The organism is Aliivibrio sp. SR45-2 (assembly GCF_963890165.1).
In the GTDB taxonomy this organism is placed as follows: domain Bacteria; phylum Pseudomonadota; class Gammaproteobacteria; order Enterobacterales; family Vibrionaceae; genus Aliivibrio; species Aliivibrio salmonicida.
In genome coordinates this window covers 255,862-277,134 of the sequence record NZ_CAWPRC010000111.1, presented here as the reverse complement: position 1 = coordinate 277,134, position 21,273 = coordinate 255,862, and the positions used below count along the sequence as shown (strand labels likewise).

The following is a 21,273-nucleotide window of genomic DNA, read 5'->3' as shown; positions in this document are numbered from 1 at the left end:
AATCATAAAGATCAGTTTAAAAGAATAATAATTTTTTTCTTTCTTTAAAGATCCAATTCCATTAACCTATACGAAACAATGATGAAAATACAATGAATGTCAGTTGAAAATGAATCATATAAAAACCTCTGAAAAAGAAAAGATCTACATACCTCTGCCTAGAGATCACAAAGGCGGCCATTTATTTGAGATCCCTGCAAATCTTGTAGATTGGATTACCCAATATCAACATTTTAAAGGGGTAACTAAAAGTATTTTAGAATTAATGAATCTCATTTCTCTAAAAGGTTTTTCTTCGCCTGATGGTTTAGTTTCAACAACTGAAATTATTCAAACAACAGATGGTCACTTAACCAGAGCTGCAATTCAACAACGACTAAGAACAGCAGTTAGTATCGGTTTATTCGAACAATCACCAGTACGTTTTGAAGAAGGACTTGCTGGAAAAACAATGCTGCACCGATTTATTAATCCTTCTCAATTAATTTCTATACTCGGTATTACCAGCTTAAGATCAGAACAAAGCCAAGAACAAGAAAAGCAAAAACGTTCTAAAGCCCTAGCTCAAACTCAAGTTAATCGTCAATTCTTAACAGAACATGGATTAGGTGTACCTCCAAGTATGCGTGATGAAGCCGATCAGTTTGTAGTTTCTCCAACAAATTGGGCAGGGATAATAGATCAAGCATTAGCACCACCTAGAACACGTAAAAATTATCAAAAAGCGATGGTAGCTATCTCTGGTACGAAAGCGATCATTGAAACAAGATCATCGAAAAACATAATGACTGTTGATGATCTAATGACTTTATTTGCGTTATTTACATTGACCGTTCAGTATCATGATCATCATCAAGATGATTACCATATTCAAACCAAAACGATGGGGAATAAAACCCCAATCTACATCACTGATATTCTAACATTACGTGGTAAGAAAGATTCAGGACCAGCACGTGATTCTATTCGTGAAAGTATTGATCGAATTGAATTTACTGATTTCCAACTTCATGAATTAACAGGACGTTGGTTAAGTGAAAATATGCCAAAAGGCTTTAAAAGTGATCGTTTTAGATTTTTAGCTAGAACAATTACAGCCTCAGATGAAGCACCAAAAGAAGGCAAAGACGGTGAGATTAAGATCAAACCTAATTTGTATATCTTGGTATGGGAACCGTCATTTTATGATGAATTATTAACCAAAGATTACTTCTTTTTGTTTCCACCAGAGATTCTAAAGCAACATACGTTGGTCTTTCAGCTCTATAGCTTCTTCAGAAGCCGTCTGGCTCGTAGAATGACAGACAACCTACTCCTGAGTGAGATAAACCAAAAACTCGCTCGTAACGTCGATTGGAGACGTTTCTCGTTAGATCTTATTCGTGAATTAAAAAAATTAGCAAAAGATAAAGTAACGGATGAGTTATTTATTGTTAATTTATGGGGCTATCATTTGACGATCACTATGCTGGATCCTTCAGATAAATTGCCTGATTACCAAGTTGATATACGATGTGATCCTGAAGAAGTGATCCGTTTTTCCCGTGCTCGAACGACAAATGCAGGAAAACGTAACATGGCGCCAACGATGCCAAACCCGTTACGTAACGAGATCATGCCAAAACAAGCCCTTGATCAGCTTTCCACGATCATTGATGGTGAGTTTGAACCTATTAAACGAAATACCCCGAATAAATCTGGTCGATTAGGCCGCCGTGTTAAATTACGTAAGCACTCTGCTGAAATTAATGCAGATGAATTAACGATAACGTTAACAAAATATACGTCAGAAGAAGCGCTAGAACGCAGTATAACGGCTTTGTCTGCTATGACAGGACACAGTGCTGCATCTATTTCTGAAGAATGTAAGGAGCTTCAAGAGAAGCTTGATTATATTAAAGTTAGCGGTGAGATCTTGCCTTATGAAACACTCAGTAAAACCATTGAGTTTTATAATAAGCAAGATCATGGAAGACATCTTTCGATTGAGAACTTAATTGCGGGTTTAGCGGTTAGGCGTAAGATCTGTAAATTGGTGTTTTCTCAGAACTATGATCAAGATGTATTACGTGCATTAGATGAAATGGTAGGGTAGCCAAAACTTTGACAGTTCTATGTTATTCGCTGACACAACGATGACAAAGTAAAAAGGCCAAAAGGTAATATAACTCTCGAATAGACAACCTTTGTCCTTTAACCAATCGAAAGATTGGCTCATATTGTTACACATCTTACGGTTATTGCTTTAATAACGGTATTGGCGAGCTTAGTGCTCGCCGTTTTTTTATCTGTCGTAAAATCCTTTTCACATCGCCCGTATCCTACCGAACCATGATCATTCTTCCATTATAAAATCAATCATTTAGATTATGTACTCGTCTTTTTTCTTAATTTTTATTACACTGTATCTCTGTGTTAACACCCTATAAATTTACCCAAATAGAGTAAAATATGATTGAACGCCAAGAAACAAAGCAACGCATGAGCCGTATTGTGAAACATAACGGAACCATTTACCTTTGTGGTCAGGTATGTGCTGATGCGACGCAAGGTATTGCAGAACAAACACAAACGATGCTTGATAAAGTGGATCTATTGCTAACCCAATCTGGCAGCTCTCGCGAACACATGCTCTCAGCTACGATCTACATTAAAAATATGGCAGATTTTGCTGAAATGAATGCTGTTTGGGATGCATGGGTTCCTGAAGGCCATGCTCCTGCGCGTGCTTGCGTAGAGGCGAGTATGGCTCGTGATGCATTATTAGTTGAAATATCAGTGGTTGCGGCTGAAAAGTAAATAAAAATTATACTTACTTAACAATCTGTTAGGTAAGTATTGATATAAGGACATGTCATGCTTACACATTCTGAAATTCCTTTTTTTCTTGATGGTGTTAAACACCAATCCCATTATTTTTCATTGCCTGTCGATTATAACGATCAACGGAATACACTTGATCATCTTTCCGTATTTGCTCGTGAATTGGTAAGAATAGATAACGTTGATCGGGATCTTCCTTATTTGGTGTATTTTCAAGGTGGTCCAGGATTTCCAGCCATGAGGCCAACGAGTCATTCGGGGTGGTTGAAAAGAGCATTAGAAGAATATCGAGTGATCTTATTGGATCAACGAGGGACCGGATTAAGCTCGCCGGTCACGATTCAAACAATTGAACATTTAACGTCATCACAACAGGCGGAATATTTAAGCCATTTTAGAGCTGATAATATTGTCCGTGATGCAGAAGCGATTCGTCAGCATTTTAATATTGATAAATGGGCAATCATCGGTCAAAGTTTTGGTGGGTTTTGCTCTCTGACTTACCTGTCTCTGTTTCCTGATAGCTTATTGTGCTCATATATTACAGGAGGGATCCCGTCTATTTCTCGTCCGGTTGATGATGTTTATTATGCAACATACAAACGAACTCAAGATAAAAATAATGAATTTTTTGCCCGTTTTCCACAAGCTCAATGTAAATGTGATCAAATCGCACATTATTTATTGAATAATCAGGTACGTTTACCAAATAACCAGATCTTCACTGTAGAGCAATTCCAACAAATGGGGATCTGTTTTGGTGTGTCTGGTGGAGCAGAAGATCTGTATTTTCAATTAGAAAGTGCATTTGTTGATATTAATGGTAAACCTGAGTTGAGTTATGGGTTCTTAAATTATGTGTTAGCACAGCAAAATTATTTAACGAATCCACTTTATGCCATTTTACATGAATCTATTTATTGTCAGAATTTTGCATCCAATTGGTCTGCACACCGTGTGAGAGCAAGCTACCCTCAATTTAACTATCAAGAAGGCTCTCCATTACGTTTTACTGGTGAGATGGTCTATCCATGGATGTTTGATCAACTTGAGACATTAAAACCTTTAAAAGAGGCTGCAGAGCTTTTAGCAAGTAAATCTGATTGGCCTACATTGTATGATCCTGAGCAGTTAGCTAAAAATACAGTACCGGTAGCGGCAGCAGCTTATGTGAATGACATGTTTGTTGAATTTGATTTTTCTCGTGAAACCTTACAATTGATGCCAAATGCCAAAGCATGGATGACAAGCGAATATGAACATAATGCTCTTCGAGTGGACGGTGAAACGATCTTATCAACGTTGATCACTATTGCTAAGGATATTAAAGCAATTCAATAAATGGTCAGTTTGATGATCCAGAAGCATGATACCTTGATCATGCTTCTGATTGTCTCTTTCTACAAGGGGTTATCTACTCACTTAACATCATTTCACAAGTAAGAATTACATTTCCTCTGACATTATTCTAACAGTCATTTACTTTATTTCCTTACACTCATTGCGGTTTATTTATTTGGATTTTCAATGTTTTTTTTAAAGTATTCTCCTCTTATGTTGTCTTTTTTATTGGTCGGTTGTGGCTCTGATTCTGATGACTCAAGTTCTTCTGAAACAATTACCATTTATCCTAAAATAAGCAATGCTATTTTAGTTAATCCAGACATTGGCTTTACTGATTTTCATTCAATATCGATTAAAGACAATCAATGGAAACCGGTGCCTTCTTATCCCGAAACCAGCACGGTTTATTATCGGTGGGATTGGTCTGATATTCAGCCAACAGATGCCGATTCGTTTGATTTCACGGCGATTCAGAGTGTTGTTGATAAAGCGACTTCGGCTAATAAAAAACTAGCCTTACGTATTGTGGCTATGGAAAACACAGGATATGGAGCAGACGCAAGCAAATTACCAGATTGGTTACTGTCTAAAATATCGGTTGTTACTTCTCCAAATGGTCCTTTAGTTCCTGATTATACTGAATCCGTGTTCTTAATGGCCGCAGAGAAGTTGATTACAGAATTAGGCAGTAAGTTTGATGATCCGAATGTCATTACCAGTATCGATATTGGAATGGTTGGCTCTTGGGGTGAATGGAACCTTGAAGATGCTTACCCAGGCAATGGGACATTAGGGTTATATGCACAAAATGAAGACGGTTTATTTCGCGATTTCTCTCAATTTTCGAAGTATGCCTCTATGTTTCAAACGGCGTTTACAAAAGTACCTACTGTCATGTTGATTGGTTCATCCAATGTAAACGAGACATTTTTAGCTCAAGCAACGAATAGTGCAAACCCTTCAGGTTGGCGAGCAGACTGTTTAGGCGATAAGTACGGCTATTTCTCGGATTCATGGAGTCACATGGATGAGGGGTATCCAGAAGCATTAGATAACGCGGAAAGAAATGGTTCTCAAGTTCGAGGTATTTGGAAACGAGCACCTGTTCAATTTGAAACTTGTGATGATATGACGGTTTGGCAAACTCAGCATTCATACACTTCTACGGATGTTACCGATGTCTTTGATTATGCTCTCGATCATCATGCCTCATTAATTAATGCTAAATCACACGCGATTCCTGATGAGTATCAACCAGCAGTACAAGAAGTCCTTAAAAAATTAGGTTATCGATTTGAATTGAATTCATTTACTCACCCTAAAGAAGCGCGTGTTGGTGACGTTATTCAAATTCACGCGGAATGGAAAAACACAGGGGTAGCTCCTTCATATTATCCTTATCAATTAGCGTATCGTTTTGTTGATTCATCAGGAACTTTAGAGAGGCAGCAAGATACCTCTAGAAATGTCTTAGATTGGTTGCCAGCAGAAACAAGAAAAGGAACGGCATCAGTGATTGATATTAAAGATGATATTACCGTGCCAGATAAAGCAGGGGTTTATGATCTGCAAGTTGCTTTGATTAATGATAATGGTGATGCAAAAATTAAGTTAGCGATTGATATGCCACAGATTAATAATTGGTATTCGATCTCAACGATTACAGTCCATTAATTAGGGGGATTTATAAGTATGACTTTTATTGAGTCATGTTTATTCCACCACAAAAATAGCGCCGTATCCCATGAGAATACGGCGCTATTTTTTAAAGTGAGGTGTGTCGTTTATTGATTAAGGCAACATACGTTTGAGTGTGTCATCTTTTACAATATGGTGGTGGTAAATTGCAGCCCCTGCATGCAGTGCAATGAGGAAGTACCCAATATTTGCAATTGTTTCATGTATTTCTTTAATCGATTTAGCAGTGACTTTGTCAGGTACCATTATCTCTGGAATATGGACACCAAATAACGCCCATTGTTTACCTGCAACAGTAAGCACGATGATGCCTAGTATTGGTAGTAGAATGAAGCTGGCATACATCAATTTATGGACGAGAGTCGATAACCTTAACTGCCATTGAGGTGGCGTAGGAGTAATCGCTGGAGCTTCATTATATTTTCGTAAAATAAGACGAATCAGCATCGTTATAAATACTAAGCAACCTGCATTGAAATGAATCAATTTTAGATAATCATGCCATGGGCTACTTTTAGGGACTAAGCCTTTCATTTCTATTGCTGCATAAGTAATGGTAATAAGAAGAAGGCTAAGCCAGTGGAATATAATCTGTTGTCGAGAATAGCGAGTCATAAGAAACCTTAGCGACAGAGTAAAAAAACACCATAAAGTATGCAATATGAACCTAGAATGAATACGATGGTTATTACTCTTTTATGTGCGTTTAATAGTTAAATGTTGATGAAGTAAAGTAATGAACCCAACGTTGAGTTAATGCGCTAAATTGAAATACACAAAATGCTTTACCATAATCAACTCATCAATTGCGCTATTAGATAAATAAAGAATAGTACACATTATGGTGCTTAGTGACAGTGTTGACTTGTGTTGAATGTCACTTGTGATTAATTGGAGGCAGAGACGTTCATCACTGAGTCTAAAATTTCCATGCTTTGTTCAAAATAAGGGTTATAAGTTAAGCGCGCAAAAATCTTACCTTCTTCTCTTATTCCGTAAGATGAAAACCACACATCAGCACCTTCTTCACAGGCCAGTTCTTGCTCTTCTGTCTGCCCATTACTGCAAATTCGTACAACTCCTTTTTTGCCATATTCAGGATTATTGGGTGAAAATAATAGCCCCATATGAGATCCATCGACTATTTTCAAATCTGGACGGTTCATGCTAAATGTAGTGGCATTAGTGGCAGGGAATACATTTTCACCTTGCCACACTAAGTGATTTTTAGCATTCGTGAATTGGGTTTCAAATACGGTAGTGGCAAATTTTGTATCAATGACTCTGTCGCCTTCACTGGTTATCATAAAGACAGGTTTGGTGTAGTTTTTATCCTTAAGATCCTGTTGGACAATTTTCGCCGTATCATAATAAACCGCAGCACCGTGCATAGGGAGTGAGTTATAACGGATAGGGTTAGTTTCAGGATCTTGATCTGCCCATGTCATAAAATAGCTTGCGATTTTTGCAAATTTTACAGTTGATGAGCCCGGTTTAAACGCCGGAGAAAACAAAAGTAATCCAGAGATATCATCGTCTTTCAGAGCTTCAGAAGTAACAAGGTTGGCCCCTGTAGAATAACCACCAAGCCACACTTCATCTGTTTGAGCTTTAAGTAATTGGGTATGGTGATGAACGACATTTTGCCAGTCTTCTAAACTCGGCAGCATGAGATCTGCGACCTTACTGCCATGCCCAGGAAGTAATATTGAGCGGACTAAATAGCCTTTATCCGCTAGGTGCTGAGCAACATCAATAAATGAAAAAGGAGAGTCGCCTAAACCATGAACTAAAAGCACGCCTTTTCCGTTAGGTTTATTTGGCTTTATTTCAAAAGGTAAATTCACCATTAACTCTTTTTCAATATCATCACTTTTAAACACACGGTGATCTGCTAACCATAATTTGGTTTCATCGATGTATTGTTGAAAACTGGTTTGTGAATAGTTAGGTAGCGACTCTGATGCAAGATAATTGGCATCAGTGGTGGATTGGCTGCACGCGCCTAATATTGTCAGAGAACCAATGAACGCAAAGCGAGAAAATAACGATGAAATCACGTGAATGACCTGTTGAACGATAATAAGATGAGATTAGCATAATATAGAGAGAATGAATAAAGCGTGAACAGCTATCATGAATGTCGTTAGTCGAGAAGCTTCTGCTATCACTAAGGCTCGTGTTTAAGTGTAAAAAATAGCCCGATGCTAGATCGGACTATTTTTATATGAAAAGATGATTGGAAGGAGGGGTGTTATCCGACGATTCCAATAAAATAAGGAATAATCAGCGCGTTAGCTAGATCGATAAAAAAGGCACAGACTAAAGGCACAATAATAAATGCTTGATGTGAATTACCGTATTTTTGTGCCACTGCTGACATATTTGCCATGGCGGTTGGAGTAGAGCCTAGAGATATCCCTCCAAATCCTGCACAAACCACCGCTGCATCGTACGTTTTCCCCATAAGAGGAAAGACAACAAAGATGGCAATACATATCGCAATAAAGAATTGAGCTGCCAAAATAATAAAGATAGGCCCCGCTAAATCCACTAACGCCCATAATTGCATACTCATTAAAGACATTGATAAAAATGCGCCTAAGGCCATATCTGCAATCAAAGCGACTGCTGGCTTACGAGAAGGCCAACGAGTACCGGTTAAGCGAGGGTAAGAAGAGGGTATTAGATTAGAAATTAAAATACCGGCAAACAAACAGCTCACAAACAGAGGAAGATCTAACCCAAATCCAGACACCACTTCATTTAAAATTGCGCCTAATATAATACAGATGTGGATAGCAAGCATGGCGTCTAGAAAATCATAAGACGTAATGCGAGTTTGTTTGGAGTCTTGCTGAGTACCGACATCCACTTTCTCACCTTCAACGGCTTTTAAGTTGTGTTTATTAATTAAATATTTTGCGATTGGCCCCCCCATTAAACTGGCAAGAATTAACCCAAAGGTGGCGCTTGCAATACCTATCTCCATGGCGGTGTTTAAATCGAACTGCTCCCCAATCTTTGGCGCCCATGCGATAGCGGTTCCATGACCCCCAATTAAAGAGACTGAGCCACTTAACAAACCAAAAACGGCAGGTTGATCAAGCAATAAAGCAAACCCTATGCCGGTGAGATTTTGAATGAACATATAGCCAATGGTAATGCTCAATAAAATAATGAGCGGTTTACCGCCTTTAAAGAGATCTTTAAGACTGGCGTTAATGCCAATAGTCGTGAAGAAGTAAACTAATAGGAGATCACGAGTAGCTAAATCAAAAGAGACATCAACCTGTGTTACGTAATGAAGAACAGCGAAAAGAACAGAAACAAGAATGCCACCAGAGACGGGTTCTGGAATGCTGAATTCTTTTAGCCAATAGCTCATCTGTGTTAATCGACGACCTAAGAAAAGAACAATTATCCCAAGTGTAATGGCTAGAAATGACTCGATGTGTAACACACCGTCAACGAAGTTCATAAATCATCCTTTAATATATGAAAATATTGGAAAGATTTATCATAACTTGGTTTGATAACGGCTTTTATTCTGTAAGTTAATTCCGTGAACTGTTTCTAATTTTTATCTTGTTCTTTTAATCGTAATCATCGCTCAATGAATAAATGCATTAACGTTGATTCAAGAGTAAATAGTCATAGATATGGGTTGCTTCTGATTGGGTAGGGACGTGTTCATTTATCTGGATTAATTGTTGTTTAATCATATAGACCCTAAAGCTTATGATACTGATAAAAACAAACGCGATGACGTAGAGGATTGTTGTTTTTGGTATGTTCATGTTGCACCCACCTTATTGAAATATCAATGATAATGACCGCTAGATGTAACCGTTTACTTGTTTTTTAGACGCAATAATAAAAGTTTTTTCACTATTGTTATTTATTAATAATAAGGGATTTTAGAAAACAATCTACCGTTGGCTTCTCATTTTTAACGGGATTTTTCACTTTCTTTTTCTCAGGTAATCTCAGCAAAAAAAGAGCGACTCTCAGTTGGAGTCGCTCTTCCATTTATGTATCAATCAACGTCGGTAATTAACGAGTTAAATACGCCGTTAAGAAACGAGTAATATCAACCATATCAGAGACTTTAATAAACTCTTCCGTAGTATGAACTTTAGACATACCAGTAGAAAGGTTTACTGTTGTTAAGCCTTTTTCATTAAATACGTTCGCATCAGAGCCGCCACCAGTAGATTTAGTGAATGGGTTAATGTTGATGCTTTCAAATGCTTCTTTAATGCTTGCAACGTGTGCATTGTCGTCTGAAATTTTGTAAGCGTTATAAGCACGCGTTGAGATAATCTCGATTTGAGCTTCGTGCTTTTCAGCCGCTGCTTTGAACGTTGACTCCATGTGCTCAACTTGTTTTGCCAGTTTCACATCATCAAGAGATCGCGCTTCACCTTCAATGTACAGTTCTGGCATAACGATGTTTGTCGCTTGACCACCACGAACCACGCCAATGTTAGCTGTCGTTTCTTCGTCAATACGTGCAAGTGTCATGTTTGTAATTGCATCAGCGGCAACGGTTAATGCATTGATCCCTTCTTCAGGTGCTAAACCTGCGTGTGCAGGACGACCCGTAATGGTTACTTTTAAATTCTGTTGTCCGGGCGCTGAGGTAATAATAGTACCGATAGGACCGCCTGAATCTAATACGATAGCGTGATTAGATTGAATGTAGCTCATATCGTAGTTTTTAGACCCGTGTAAGCCACCTTCTTCATAAACCGTAAACGCAAGTTCAATCGTTTTGTGGGCGTGGTTATTTTCTTTAATAACACGTACTGCTTCTATTACCGCAGAGATACCCGATTTATCATCACCACCAAGAACGGTGTTGCCTTTAGAGCGGATAACGCCATCTTCAATAATAGGTTCAATGCCATTACCCGGAGTTACTGTGTCCATGTGAGAGCTAAATACAATGCTGCCCTCTAACTCGCCTTCTAATCTTGCGTAAATATTAAAGCCGTTTGATACGTGTTCAGGCACGGGTAATTTAGTAACGGTAAAGCCTAGTCCACCTAGTTGTTCTGCAAGTGCTTCTGCAATCGCTTTTTCATTTTTTGATTCACTGTCGATTTGAACAATATCTAGAAAGTGATTAATTAAACGCTCTTGATTCACTTGAGTCATGATTTTTCTTCTATATTGAAAGGAAATATAAAACCACTCTACCCAAAGAAAGTGTGAAAAAAGATGCACTGAATCAATAAAAAGCCCGACAGCATTACCATATGTATGAGCTATATCTTAATAACGAAAAGCTATAACACAGAATTAATATTTAATAATAAATTGCAACTTTCTCGATTCACATCACTCTGATAACTATATTAATAAGAAACCATAAAGAGGTTGTTATGAAGTACCGATTAAAAATTACAACGATAGCACTACTGTTTATTCCATTTTTTGCTGTCATGACCAGTTTTTTTTCAACCGCTGAAGACATGTCTACGCTGAAGAAAGGAAACTACGAAGTTGCAACATTAGCGGGAGGCTGTTTTTGGTGTACGGAATCTGATTTAGAAAAGTTAAATGGGGTGGTGGATGTGGTTTCAGGTTATTCAGGAGGCTCACTTGAAAACCCTACCTACAAACAAGTGTCATCAGGAAAGTCTGGACATATTGAAGTAATTCAAGTGACGTTTGATCCTAAGATCGTTAGCTATGAGCAAGTGCTCGATCAACTATTTAGACACATGGACCCGACAGATAATAAAGGCTCATTTGTGGATAGAGGTCCACAATATCGTCCCGCAATTTTCTTCCATAATGAAGATCAGCAAGTGATTGCTCAAGAGTTCATGAATGCGATTAATGCGGCGGGAATTTACCCAAAACCATTAGCAACAGAGCTAATTGAGTTTGAGAAATTTTGGCCAGCAGAAGATTATCATCAAGATTATTACAAAAATAATCCAGTACGTTATAAGTATTACCGTTACAACTCAGGACGTGATCAGTACTTAGATGCGGTGTTTGGTGAAGATAGAAATGAGAACCCAAAGACATTACGCCAATATATTGATGAGAAAACAATGGCGCAAAGCGTAAAGCCATACAACAAGCCATCAGACTCTGAGATTAAAAAAATGCTGACGGACCAACAATATTACGTAACGCAAGAGGAAGGAACCGAGCGCCCATTCAATAATAAATATTGGGATAATAAAGCCGAAGGTATTTATGTTGATATCGTCAGTGGTGAGCCGTTATTTTCATCAACCGATAAATACAAATCAGGCACGGGATGGCCAAGTTTTACTAAGCCAATCAATAAAGCATATATTGCTGAAGAAGATGATTTTTCCTTATTCAGTAAACGTACCGAGATCCGCAGTAAGTTTGCAGACTCACATTTAGGGCATGTTTTTAGTGATGGACCGAAACCAACGGGGTTGCGTTACTGCATGAACTCAGCTGCAATGCGTTTTGTCGCAAAATCAGATTTAGAGAAAGAAGGCTATGAAGAGTATCTTCCATTATTTGAGTATTAATAAATACAGAAAATAGTAATAAAAATCCGGATCATTCAGTGGGTGATCCGGATTTTTTATTTAGTGGTTATAAAAATAAGATCGATCTTATTTATTTTGTGCTGCGATGTGAGTTGCAATGGCATCCATTAACGCTGGAGATAGGCAATCGTAAGTTGGAAGGCCTAATGCTTCAAAGCGAGCACGGATAGCATCCATGTCTTTAGGATCAGTACCTGTTTCGATAATCGATGAAACAAATGCCGCGAATTGTGGCGCAGAGAAACCTGCATCTTCAGACAATTCAGTATGAACGAAATCTAAACCAAAGAATGGGTGATCTTGGTTATCAATACGACCGTACATATGAGTTCCACACTCTTTACACGCATGACGTTTGATTGTAGCTGTTTCATCGATAACAACTAATTTTTCAGCGTTAGCAATTACTTCAACGTTATCACGAGAAATTACGGCAACCTGAGAGAAAATCGCGCCTTCTGGTTTCCAGCATTTAGAACAGCCACAAGCGTGGTTATGTGCAGTTTGTGCCGTTAGTTTTACTGCTACTTTATTTTCTTTACATTGGCAGTGTAATGTTCCGCCTTGAAAGTTCTCATCGGTTGCTGAGAAACCATTATCAATGGCAGGGTGCAGTTTTGTAATAGTCATATTTTTTCTCTTAATGAATGTCAGAATTTTTGTTATTTTTTTATTTAAGCAATTCGTTGCCATAAAAAATCTCTTATTAAATTGTGTCGTTCTTTTGGTTATTTGATTGCTCAAACGATGGCGCTATTTTTCGCCTTTATCTCTTTAGACACAATGAGATAAACTGTAATTCATTATTACGGTAAGGTAATAATCTTGTTTTTAATTTATAATTGAGCCAATAATTAGTAACAATATATCGTTGTGTTTTTGCTTAACTTGCTGTTTATATTGATGTTATTTTAATTTGTGATAATTTGTTGATTGGGTTGTAGAGAGTGATTGATAAAGAGAAATGAAGTGATTGCTATGAAGTTTATTTCTTTGCATTGAAGCAAATAAAGGTAATTTATTTCTTAAGATATAACGTCCTTTAACTAATTGTTTCATATGCTTTTTTAATTAAATGGTCAATATTTACTTCTCAATAGAGAGAGTAATGAATGAATTCATGATTTTAATCTAGTTTTTGATAGGTTTTGTAAATCACAGCTATAAGTACAAGCGATTATCTCTTATTCTCTTTAATGGTTACTCTATACCCATAGATTATTAAAGGGTAAAGAGATGGCGAAGAGTGCATTAGTAGTTGAAGGCGGTGCAATGCGTGGCATTTTTGCTAGCGGCGTACTGGATATCTTCATGAAAAATGAATTTATGCCTTATGATTTTGCTATTGGAGTGTCTGCGGGAGCGTCTAATTTATTAGGTTACCTTGCACATTATCCTCAACGCAGCTTTCATGTAATTACCAAGCTTGCTACTCATAAGCGCTTTTTTAATCTTCCTCGGTTTGCGAGAGGAGGTGATCTTGTTGATGTTCGATGGTTAATTGATGAATCAAATACACGACATCCTTTGGATTTTGAACGTTTGTTTTCTTCTATTCCTTTGTATGCTGCCGTTACCAATATTGACAGCGGCAATGCGGATTACTATCAAGTAAAAAAAGAGAATGTGGATGACGTATTAGAAGCAACGACTGCGCTTCCTATCGCCTACAAGTCGACGCCTTGTTTCTCTGGTGGTTGTTATACTGATGGTGGTGTAGCGGACTCTATTCCGGTGAAAGAAGCGTATCGAAGAGGGGCGAGAGACATTACGGTCATTTTATCTCATCCACTCAGTTATGAAATGAAACCAACACGATCACCTTGGTTAATGACTAAGTTATTAGCTCGATACCCTCAAATAGCACAAGCTATGTTAGTACGAGCAGAAAATTATAATCAATCACTGGAATTTATTCGTAACCCTCCAGAAGGAACGACGATTCGAGTGATCGCACCACCAGAAGATTTTGCGGTTAAGCGCCTTTCCATGAAATATCCTACACTGGTTGCAGGGTATGAAATGGGCGTATCTGCCGGTTTACATCATTTGTCTAGCCGTGATGGTACTTTCGGGTTAGACAGTGAAAATTGTCACTTTTGTATTTAGCACCACCTCTATTAATCGCTTTACTGTGTACTTTTATAATAATACTAAGGAATGAGTAATGAGTAAGAAATTAACGACAGCAGCAGGTTGCCCTGTTGCACATAACCAAAATGTTCAAACTGCGGGTAAACGTGGTCCTCAACTTCTGCAAGATGTTTGGTTTTTAGAAAAACTGGCGCATTTTGATCGTGAAGTTATTCCTGAGCGTCGTATGCACGCAAAAGGTTCAGGTGCTTATGGTACGTTTACGGTTACTCATGATATTACCAAATACACAAAAGCAAAAATATTTTCAGACATTGGCAAAAAAACAGACATGTTTGCGCGTTTCTCTACCGTTGCGGGTGAACGTGGTGCGGCAGATGCTGAGCGTGATATCCGTGGTTTCTCTCTGAAGTTTTATACTGAAGAAGGTAACTGGGATTTAGCGGGTAACAATACTCCTGTGTTTTTCTTACGTGATCCATTGAAATTCCCTGATTTAAATCACGCTGTAAAACGTGATCCTCGCACAAATATGCGAAGCGCGAAAAATAACTGGGATTTCTGGACGTCATTACCAGAAGCCCTGCACCAAGTAACTATCGTGATGAGTGACCGTGGTATTCCTGCGACATACCGTCATATGCATGGTTTTGGTAGCCATACATTCAGCTTCATCAATAGCGATAATGAACGTTATTGGGTGAAATTCCACTTTGTCTCTCAACAAGGCATTAAAAACCTATCAGATGCAGAGGCGGGCGAATTAGTCGGTAATGATCGTGAAAGTCATCAACGTGACTTACTAGACAGCATTGATAACCAAGATTTCCCTAAATGGACATTGAAAGTACAAATCATGCCAGAAGCAGAAGCGGCAACAGTACCTTACAATCCATTTGATTTAACCAAAGTATGGCCACACAAAGATTACCCATTAATTGAAGTGGGTGAATTTGAGCTAAACCGCAACCCACAAAACTATTTCGCAGAAGTAGAACAAGCAGCGTTTAACCCTGCAAACGTGGTTCCGGGTATCAGCTTCTCTCCTGATAAAATGCTACAAGGTCGTTTATTTGCGTATGGCGATGCTCAACGTTACCGTTTAGGCGTTAATCACCAGCACATCCCAGTGAACGCCCCTCGTTGCCCTGTACATAGTTACCACCGTGATGGTGCAATGCGTGTTGATGGTAACTTTGGTAGTACATTAGGTTATGAACCAAATAACGAAGGCCAATGGGCAGAGCAACCAGATTTCTCTGAGCCACCACTAAATTTAGATGGCGCAGCAGCACATTGGGATCACCGTGAAGATGAAGATTACTTCTCACAACCGGGTGATCTATTCCGTCTAATGACCGCTGAGAAACAAGCGATTTTGTTTGATAACACAGCGCGTAACTTAAATGGTGTGCCAAAAGAGATTCAACTACGTCACGTAATTCATTGTTATAAAGCTGATCCAGCGTACGGTGAAGGTATTGGTAAACTACTTGGTTTCGATATCAGTGAATATAATTCGTAATTAATCGCGAATTATAATAAGTAAATATGCCTAAGGCAGATGACGATAATCGTTGTCTGCCTTTTTTGTTTAAATATACAGAGACTTAAAAACCACAAAAACTGTCCGTATTTGTATCGATAGACCTCCGCTATACTCCCCGCACTATTATAAGCCGCTAAGGCAAATACTCATTGCTCTGGATTTACGATCCAGCCTCGCAAAAAAGGAAAGTTACCCATGTCTCAATATATCGTTTGTGCGTTATACAAATTTGTTTCATTAGAAGATTACACCGAAATACGTCAGCCATTAACACAAGTGATGGAAGACAATCAGATCCGAGGTACATTACTTCTGGCAAGTGAAGGCATTAATGGCACCGTTGCTGGCTCTCGCCAAGCCATTGATACATTGCTAGCTTGGTTCAAAGAAGATTCACGTTTAGCGGATGTAGTTTATAAAGAATCAATCAATGACGTTCAACCTTTTAATCGTACTAAAGTGAAATTGAAAAAAGAAATCGTCACCATGGGCGTAGAGGGCATCGATCCTCTTCATGTGGTGGGAACGTATGTAAAACCAGCCGATTGGAATGCACTTATTTCTGATCCAGAAGTGCTATTGGTTGATACTCGTAACGATTATGAAGTTGATATCGGCACATTCAAACACGCTGTTAACCCAAAGACAGAGACGTTCCGCGATTTTCCTCAATACGTTACTGAAAATTTAGACCCAGCAAAGCATAAAAAAGTAGCTATGTTCTGTACTGGTGGTATTCGTTGTGAAAAATCGACGGCTTACATGAAAGAGCAAGGATTTGATGAGGTGTACCATCTTGAAGGTGGAATACTAAAGTACCTTGAAGAAGTACCAGAAGAAAACAGCTTATGGGAAGGTGATTGTTATGTGTTTGATGGTCGAGTTGCCGTCAATCATCAATTAGAGAAAAGTCATTATGATGTGTGTAATGCGTGCCGTTTACCGATCACAGACGAAGATAAGCAGTCAGACTCTTTTGAGAAAGGCGTAAGTTGCCCTAAATGTATTGACCAACATACCGAAGAGCAAAAATCTCGTTTCCGTGAGCGTGAAAAACAAGTGCAGTTGGCTAATGAAAGAGGGGAAACTCACGTTGGTGGTGACGCGGCAAAATTGATTGAACAACGTAAACAAGAAAAGAAAGAGAAGAAGCAGCAACAGAGATCATCTAAGTAAGAAGAATGCAGTATTGATCCAAAATGAATGTGAAACATAAATAATGAACTGACTCGAAAGAATATAATAGGCTTTCATTTGACTCATTATTAGATGGAAAGCAGATAACAAATGCGTGAATAAACCGTTTATTTGTGTCTGATTTTATCGCCAATTCATCAATCCTTGCTAATTTTATAAACGAAAGTGAGGCGTTAATCGCCTCGCTTTTATTGTTTATAGACAAGGATGAAATATGACAAATACAATAAAAATCAATTCGCTTACCATTGCCTTTGTTGGCGCATTATCCTCAATGGGAGCACAAGCGCATGGCTGGGTTGAATACCCAAGTGCGAGGCAAAACACCTGTTATCTTGATGGTGGGTTTTGGGATAACACCATTCCAAATCAAGCGTGTCAGTCTGCGTTTGATGAATCTGGTGCATTCCCCTTTGTTCAGCGTAATGAAGTGGCGGCCAATGTTCCTAATTATAAAGACATGGCCCATGTTCAAGCCATTGTTCGTGATGGTAATTTATGTTCCGCAGGAGATAAGGCCAAATCAGGGTTGAATGTGGGATCAACGCATTGGCAAAAAACGGCCATTACGTTAGATGAGAATAACCAACTTGAACTCGTCTTTAATGCCACCGCCCCTCATAACCCTTCTTACTGGCAATTCTATTTATCTAACGTAAATTATGATCCAACCGTTCCGCTTACTTGGGGTGATCTCGATGTCGTCGATACGGCAGGAGATATTATTGTTGGAGACGATAAAAAATACCGCATTAAAATTACTCTCCCAGCAGACCGTGTCGATTCAGCTGTGCTCTACACTCGTTGGCAACGTGAAGATGCCGCAGGCGAAGGATTTTATAACTGCAGTGATATCACCTTTGATGGGACTGGAACGACGCCTCCCGGGCCTATCGATCCTGTTGAGCCACCGCCACAATATTCCGATTTAGGCTATTACATTAGTCAAGGATTTGGTCCTGTAGAATCTGGAGACTCGGTAAGATTTAGAACTTTTGATGCAACAGGCGCAGAGACAACAGACATTAGCTTAGCGATAACCGTAAATAACACAGCAACATGGTCGGCAGAGTTAGCGGGTCAGTTTAATCAGTTGAAAAATAAAGCATGGTTTATTGGTATTTGGCATCAAGAGATGAGCCATTATATGTATGACACCACTAATATTTATGCGAATCGAGTATTCGCTCCTAAGGCAAATCTAAGCTATCAACTGTCGCTAATTAAAGCCGACATCACTCCTCCTGTTGAGCCACCAGTCGAACCAACGAATCAATGGGATAAAAATAATGCCTATCAGGCGGGAGAGACAGTGACACATCAAGGAGGAACATGGGTTGCTCAGTGGTGGACAAAAGGTGAAGAGCCGGGAACAACAGGCGAATGGGGAGTATGGCGATAACCCTTTACGACTCATTATAATATAAATAGAAGCCCTAGATTATTCTGGGGTTTTTTATGTGATAAGAGTGACTTATTAACGTTATAACGAGAGGTGTTTAGCCTCAATCTCTTCAATCTCATAATATTTACTCAACGACTAAGAATACGACTTCAAGGATGAAATCATTACTATTTAATTAAGATGAGAGTAATCATGAAATTAGCACTAAAAACACTTCTAGTAACATCACTTCTATCTTCTACAACACTTTATGCAAATGCGTTTGATGGTCATCGAGTTGGTATTGGTTTTAACTCAACCAGTATTGAAGATATCACCTTTGGGAGTGATTACTCAACTAGCGGTTTAACTCTTGGTTATGGCTATGACATTAACGATATCGTAGGGGTAAATCTTTCTCTTAATAAAGGAAGTGGTAACGATTCTATTTTTGACAGTGATACGACAACATTCAAACTAGATGCTGATATTGGTTACACATTCTATATGCAAAATGCATCAATTAAGCCTTATGGAGTCGTGGGATTTGCAACATTCAAAGAAGAGGTAAGCGTTGTCGGACATGATCTTGGTGATTGGAAGGATTCAACGCTGTTTTTTGGTGTAGGTACAAGAGCGGTATTTAACCAACATTTTTATACTGATTTACGTTTAGATTTTATGAACTTAAAAGATGGAGAACATGATGTTTTTGCTGATCAATTCTCTTTTACTGTCGGTTATAAATTTTAATTTAGTTCCTATTTCTAATTCCATTCGCGCGATTAGTGCTTTTTGAGAGCCCTAGATTATTCTGGGGCTTTTTTTATTGTGTATTAAAACGTCATATCTCTCGACAATGTGATCAAGATCTCTGTATAATCCGCGGCTAGATTTTCTCATTCATCATACTTTCGTCCTTCATCTTGTGGCCCTCTAATTTAGCCCAATAATGACTTGTCAGTAAACCCTAGGAATTACTTCGTTGATACAATCAAACAACATCACAATGCAATTTGGCGCAGAGCCTTTATTTGAAAATATTTCAGCTAAATTTGGCAACGGCAACCGTTACGGTTTGATCGGTGCGAATGGGTGCGGAAAATCAACGTTCATGAAGATTCTAAGTGGTGAATTAACTCCTAGTTCAGGCAACGTATCAATGACGCCAGGACAAAAATTAGGCGTGTTGAGCCAAGATCAATTTGCGTTTGAAAAATACAGTGTAATTGATGTTGTGATCATGGGTGACAAGAAATTATGGGAAATCAAACAAGAGCGTGAGCGCATCTATTCACTACCAGAAATGAGTGAAGAAGATGGCATGAAGGTTGCTGAACTTGAAAGTGAATTCGCAGAAATGGACGGTTACAGCGCAGAAAGCCGTGCCGGTGACATTCTATTACAAGCCGGTATTGATGAAGAACTTCATTATGGCTTAATGCAACAAGTTGCTCCAGGTTGGAAACTGCGTGTGTTACTAGCACAAGCATTGTTCGCAAACCCAGATATCTTGCTACTTGATGAACCAACCAACAACTTGGACATTAATACGATTAACTGGCTAGCTGGTGAGCTTAATCAACGTAAATGTACAATGATCATCATCTCGCATGATAGACACTTCCTAAACTCTGTATGTACTCATATGGCAGACATTGATTACGGCGAACTTCGTGTTTATCCAGGTAACTACGAATACTTCCTTGAAGCGTCTAGTTTGATCCGTGAGCAACTACTTTCTGGTAACGCGAAGAAAGCAGCAGAGATCAGTGAACTGCAAGATTTCGTAAACCGTTTTGGTGCGAACGCATCTAAAGCGAAGCAAGCAAGTTCTCGTGCAAAGAAAATGGACAAAATCTCGTTAGATGAAGTCAAATCATCAAGCCGTATGAGCCCATCAATTAACTTCGGTGAAGGCAAGAAATTGCACCGCCAAGCACTTGAATTGAAAGATTTAGGCCACGGTTTTGAAGAAGACGTATTATTTGAAGGCGGTAACTTACTGCTTGAAGCGGGTACTCGTCTGGCTATCATCGGCGAAAATGGTGTGGGTAAAACGACATTGTTACGTTGTTTAGTTAACGACCTTGAGCAAAATGAAGGTATCGTTAAATGGTCTGAAAATGCGACCTTTGGTTACTGCCCACAAGACAGTACGGCTGATTTTGATAACGATTTAAGCATCTTTGATTGGATTTCACAGTGGCGTACAGTGAAACACGATGACTTGATGGTTCGCGGTATTTTGGGTCGTCTACTATTTACAGCGGATGATACAAATAAACAAGCGAAAAACTGTTCTGGTGGTGAGAAAAACCGTCTATTGTTTGGCAAGTTAATGATGCTAGAAATCAATGTACTTGTTATGGACGAACCAACCAACCACATGGATATGGAAGCGATTGAAGCGCTAAACGAAGCATTAAAAGTGTACACAGGCACATTAATCTTTGTAAGCCATGACCGTGAGTTTGTTTCTTCTCTAGCGACTCAAATCATTGACGTTACAGGTAAGAAATTGGTTAACTTCCAAGGTACTTATAACGAGTACCTAGATCATAAAAACAGAATGCATGTAGCTTAATTTTAATTAACGTTACTTAGCAAAAAAAGCGCGAGACTGATGATAT

16 protein-coding genes are annotated in these 21,273 nt (G+C 38.7%); 11 read left to right on the top strand and 5 right to left on the bottom strand.

Annotated features, from left to right (window positions below):
- Positions 1-109 precede the first annotated feature (109 nt).
- From AACV33_RS06225 to AACV33_RS06210, 4 genes are all read left to right on the top strand, one after another.
- On the top strand, positions 110-2,095 hold the full coding sequence (locus AACV33_RS06225) for a replication initiator protein RctB domain-containing protein (RefSeq protein ID WP_017021039.1): 1,986 nt from the start codon (positions 110-112) through the stop codon (positions 2,093-2,095).
- 356 nt (positions 2,096-2,451) lie between these two features.
- Positions 2,452-2,799, top strand: coding sequence for a RidA family protein (locus tag AACV33_RS06220; protein ID WP_017021038.1), 348 nt, complete (start codon positions 2,452-2,454; stop codon positions 2,797-2,799).
- A gap of 57 nt (positions 2,800-2,856) precedes the next feature.
- Positions 2,857-4,164, top strand: coding sequence for an alpha/beta fold hydrolase (locus tag AACV33_RS06215; protein ID WP_182699216.1), 1,308 nt, complete (start codon positions 2,857-2,859; stop codon positions 4,162-4,164).
- 186 nt (positions 4,165-4,350) lie between these two features.
- On the top strand, positions 4,351-5,841 hold the full coding sequence (locus AACV33_RS06210) for a DUF4832 domain-containing protein (RefSeq protein WP_182699215.1): 1,491 nt from the start codon (positions 4,351-4,353) through the stop codon (positions 5,839-5,841).
- A gap of 117 nt (positions 5,842-5,958) precedes the next feature.
- On the opposite strand, the gene AACV33_RS06205 is transcribed toward AACV33_RS06210, so the two are convergent.
- The 4 genes from AACV33_RS06205 to AACV33_RS06190 form a co-directional block, all read right to left on the bottom strand.
- Complete coding sequence (locus AACV33_RS06205) at positions 5,959-6,480, bottom strand: cytochrome b (RefSeq protein ID WP_017021035.1); 522 nt, start codon at positions 6,478-6,480, stop codon at positions 5,959-5,961.
- Between the two features lie 272 nt (positions 6,481-6,752).
- Positions 6,753-7,925, bottom strand: a complete 1,173-nt coding sequence (locus tag AACV33_RS06200) for an alpha/beta hydrolase (RefSeq protein ID WP_182699214.1) — start codon at positions 7,923-7,925, stop codon at positions 6,753-6,755.
- Between the two features lie 194 nt (positions 7,926-8,119).
- Positions 8,120-9,346 (bottom strand): sodium/glutamate symporter, encoded by a 1,227-nt coding sequence (gltS, locus tag AACV33_RS06195; RefSeq protein WP_023602767.1) that lies wholly within the window; start codon positions 9,344-9,346, stop codon positions 8,120-8,122.
- A gap of 575 nt (positions 9,347-9,921) precedes the next feature.
- Positions 9,922-11,028 (bottom strand): M20/M25/M40 family metallo-hydrolase, encoded by a 1,107-nt coding sequence (locus AACV33_RS06190; protein ID WP_065612265.1) that lies wholly within the window; start codon positions 11,026-11,028, stop codon positions 9,922-9,924.
- Between the two features lie 227 nt (positions 11,029-11,255).
- Here AACV33_RS06190 and msrB point away from each other — a divergent pair, with 227 nt between their 5' ends.
- Positions 11,256-12,395 (top strand): peptide-methionine (R)-S-oxide reductase MsrB, encoded by a 1,140-nt coding sequence (gene msrB, locus AACV33_RS06185; RefSeq protein WP_065612264.1) that lies wholly within the window; start codon positions 11,256-11,258, stop codon positions 12,393-12,395.
- 87 nt (positions 12,396-12,482) lie between these two features.
- Here the strand turns inward: msrB and gfa are convergent, their stop codons facing one another.
- Entirely contained in the window at positions 12,483-13,046 is a 564-nt protein-coding gene (gfa, locus tag AACV33_RS06180; protein WP_023602764.1) for an S-(hydroxymethyl)glutathione synthase, read from the bottom strand.
- 606 nt (positions 13,047-13,652) lie between these two features.
- Between gfa and AACV33_RS06175 the strand changes: the two genes are divergently transcribed.
- The 6 genes from AACV33_RS06175 to AACV33_RS06150 all read left to right on the top strand — a co-directional run bounded on the left by AACV33_RS06175 (position 13,653) and on the right by AACV33_RS06150 (position 21,227).
- The gene (locus AACV33_RS06175; protein WP_012551600.1) at positions 13,653-14,525 is read left to right on the top strand and encodes a patatin-like phospholipase family protein; all 873 of its coding nucleotides are present in this window, start codon (positions 13,653-13,655) and stop codon (positions 14,523-14,525) included.
- 58 nt (positions 14,526-14,583) lie between these two features.
- A complete protein-coding gene (locus AACV33_RS06170; protein WP_182699213.1) occupies positions 14,584-16,035 on the top strand; it encodes a catalase in 1,452 nt (483 codons plus the stop codon).
- A 219-nt stretch (positions 16,036-16,254) separates the two neighbouring features.
- Complete coding sequence (gene trhO, locus AACV33_RS06165) at positions 16,255-17,235, top strand: oxygen-dependent tRNA uridine(34) hydroxylase TrhO (protein ID WP_182699212.1); 981 nt, start codon at positions 16,255-16,257, stop codon at positions 17,233-17,235.
- A gap of 235 nt (positions 17,236-17,470) precedes the next feature.
- On the top strand, positions 17,471-18,658 hold the full coding sequence (locus AACV33_RS06160; RefSeq protein ID WP_182699211.1) for a lytic polysaccharide monooxygenase: 1,188 nt from the start codon (positions 17,471-17,473) through the stop codon (positions 18,656-18,658).
- Between the two features lie 195 nt (positions 18,659-18,853).
- On the top strand, positions 18,854-19,393 hold the full coding sequence (locus AACV33_RS06155) for a porin family protein (protein ID WP_182699210.1): 540 nt from the start codon (positions 18,854-18,856) through the stop codon (positions 19,391-19,393).
- A gap of 232 nt (positions 19,394-19,625) precedes the next feature.
- Entirely contained in the window at positions 19,626-21,227 is a 1,602-nt protein-coding gene (locus AACV33_RS06150) for an ABC-F family ATPase (protein WP_083198982.1), read from the top strand.
- The last annotated feature ends 46 nt before the right edge of the window (positions 21,228-21,273 follow it).

What these genes read in the sequence shown, in the direction of transcription:
- AACV33_RS06225 (WP_017021039.1), top strand. Translation starts at nt 110, where the DNA reads ATGAATCATATAAAAACCTCTGAAAAAGAAAAGATCTACATACCTCTG.
- AACV33_RS06220 (WP_017021038.1), top strand. Translation starts at nt 2,452, where the DNA reads ATGATTGAACGCCAAGAAACAAAGCAACGCATGAGCCGTATTGTGAAA.
- AACV33_RS06215 (WP_182699216.1), top strand. Translation starts at nt 2,857, where the DNA reads ATGCTTACACATTCTGAAATTCCTTTTTTTCTTGATGGTGTTAAACAC.
- AACV33_RS06210 (WP_182699215.1), top strand. Translation starts at nt 4,351, where the DNA reads ATGTTTTTTTTAAAGTATTCTCCTCTTATGTTGTCTTTTTTATTGGTC.
- AACV33_RS06205 (WP_017021035.1), bottom strand. Translation starts at nt 6,480, where the DNA reads ATGACTCGCTATTCTCGACAACAGATTATATTCCACTGGCTTAGCCTT.
- gltS (WP_023602767.1), bottom strand. Translation starts at nt 9,346, where the DNA reads ATGAACTTCGTTGACGGTGTGTTACACATCGAGTCATTTCTAGCCATT.
- AACV33_RS06190 (WP_065612265.1), bottom strand. Translation starts at nt 11,028, where the DNA reads ATGACTCAAGTGAATCAAGAGCGTTTAATTAATCACTTTCTAGATATT.
- msrB (WP_065612264.1), top strand. Translation starts at nt 11,256, where the DNA reads ATGAAGTACCGATTAAAAATTACAACGATAGCACTACTGTTTATTCCA.
- gfa (WP_023602764.1), bottom strand. Translation starts at nt 13,046, where the DNA reads ATGACTATTACAAAACTGCACCCTGCCATTGATAATGGTTTCTCAGCA.
- AACV33_RS06175 (WP_012551600.1), top strand. Translation starts at nt 13,653, where the DNA reads ATGGCGAAGAGTGCATTAGTAGTTGAAGGCGGTGCAATGCGTGGCATT.
- AACV33_RS06170 (WP_182699213.1), top strand. Translation starts at nt 14,584, where the DNA reads ATGAGTAAGAAATTAACGACAGCAGCAGGTTGCCCTGTTGCACATAAC.
- trhO (WP_182699212.1), top strand. Translation starts at nt 16,255, where the DNA reads ATGTCTCAATATATCGTTTGTGCGTTATACAAATTTGTTTCATTAGAA.
- AACV33_RS06160 (WP_182699211.1), top strand. Translation starts at nt 17,471, where the DNA reads ATGACAAATACAATAAAAATCAATTCGCTTACCATTGCCTTTGTTGGC.
- AACV33_RS06155 (WP_182699210.1), top strand. Translation starts at nt 18,854, where the DNA reads ATGAAATTAGCACTAAAAACACTTCTAGTAACATCACTTCTATCTTCT.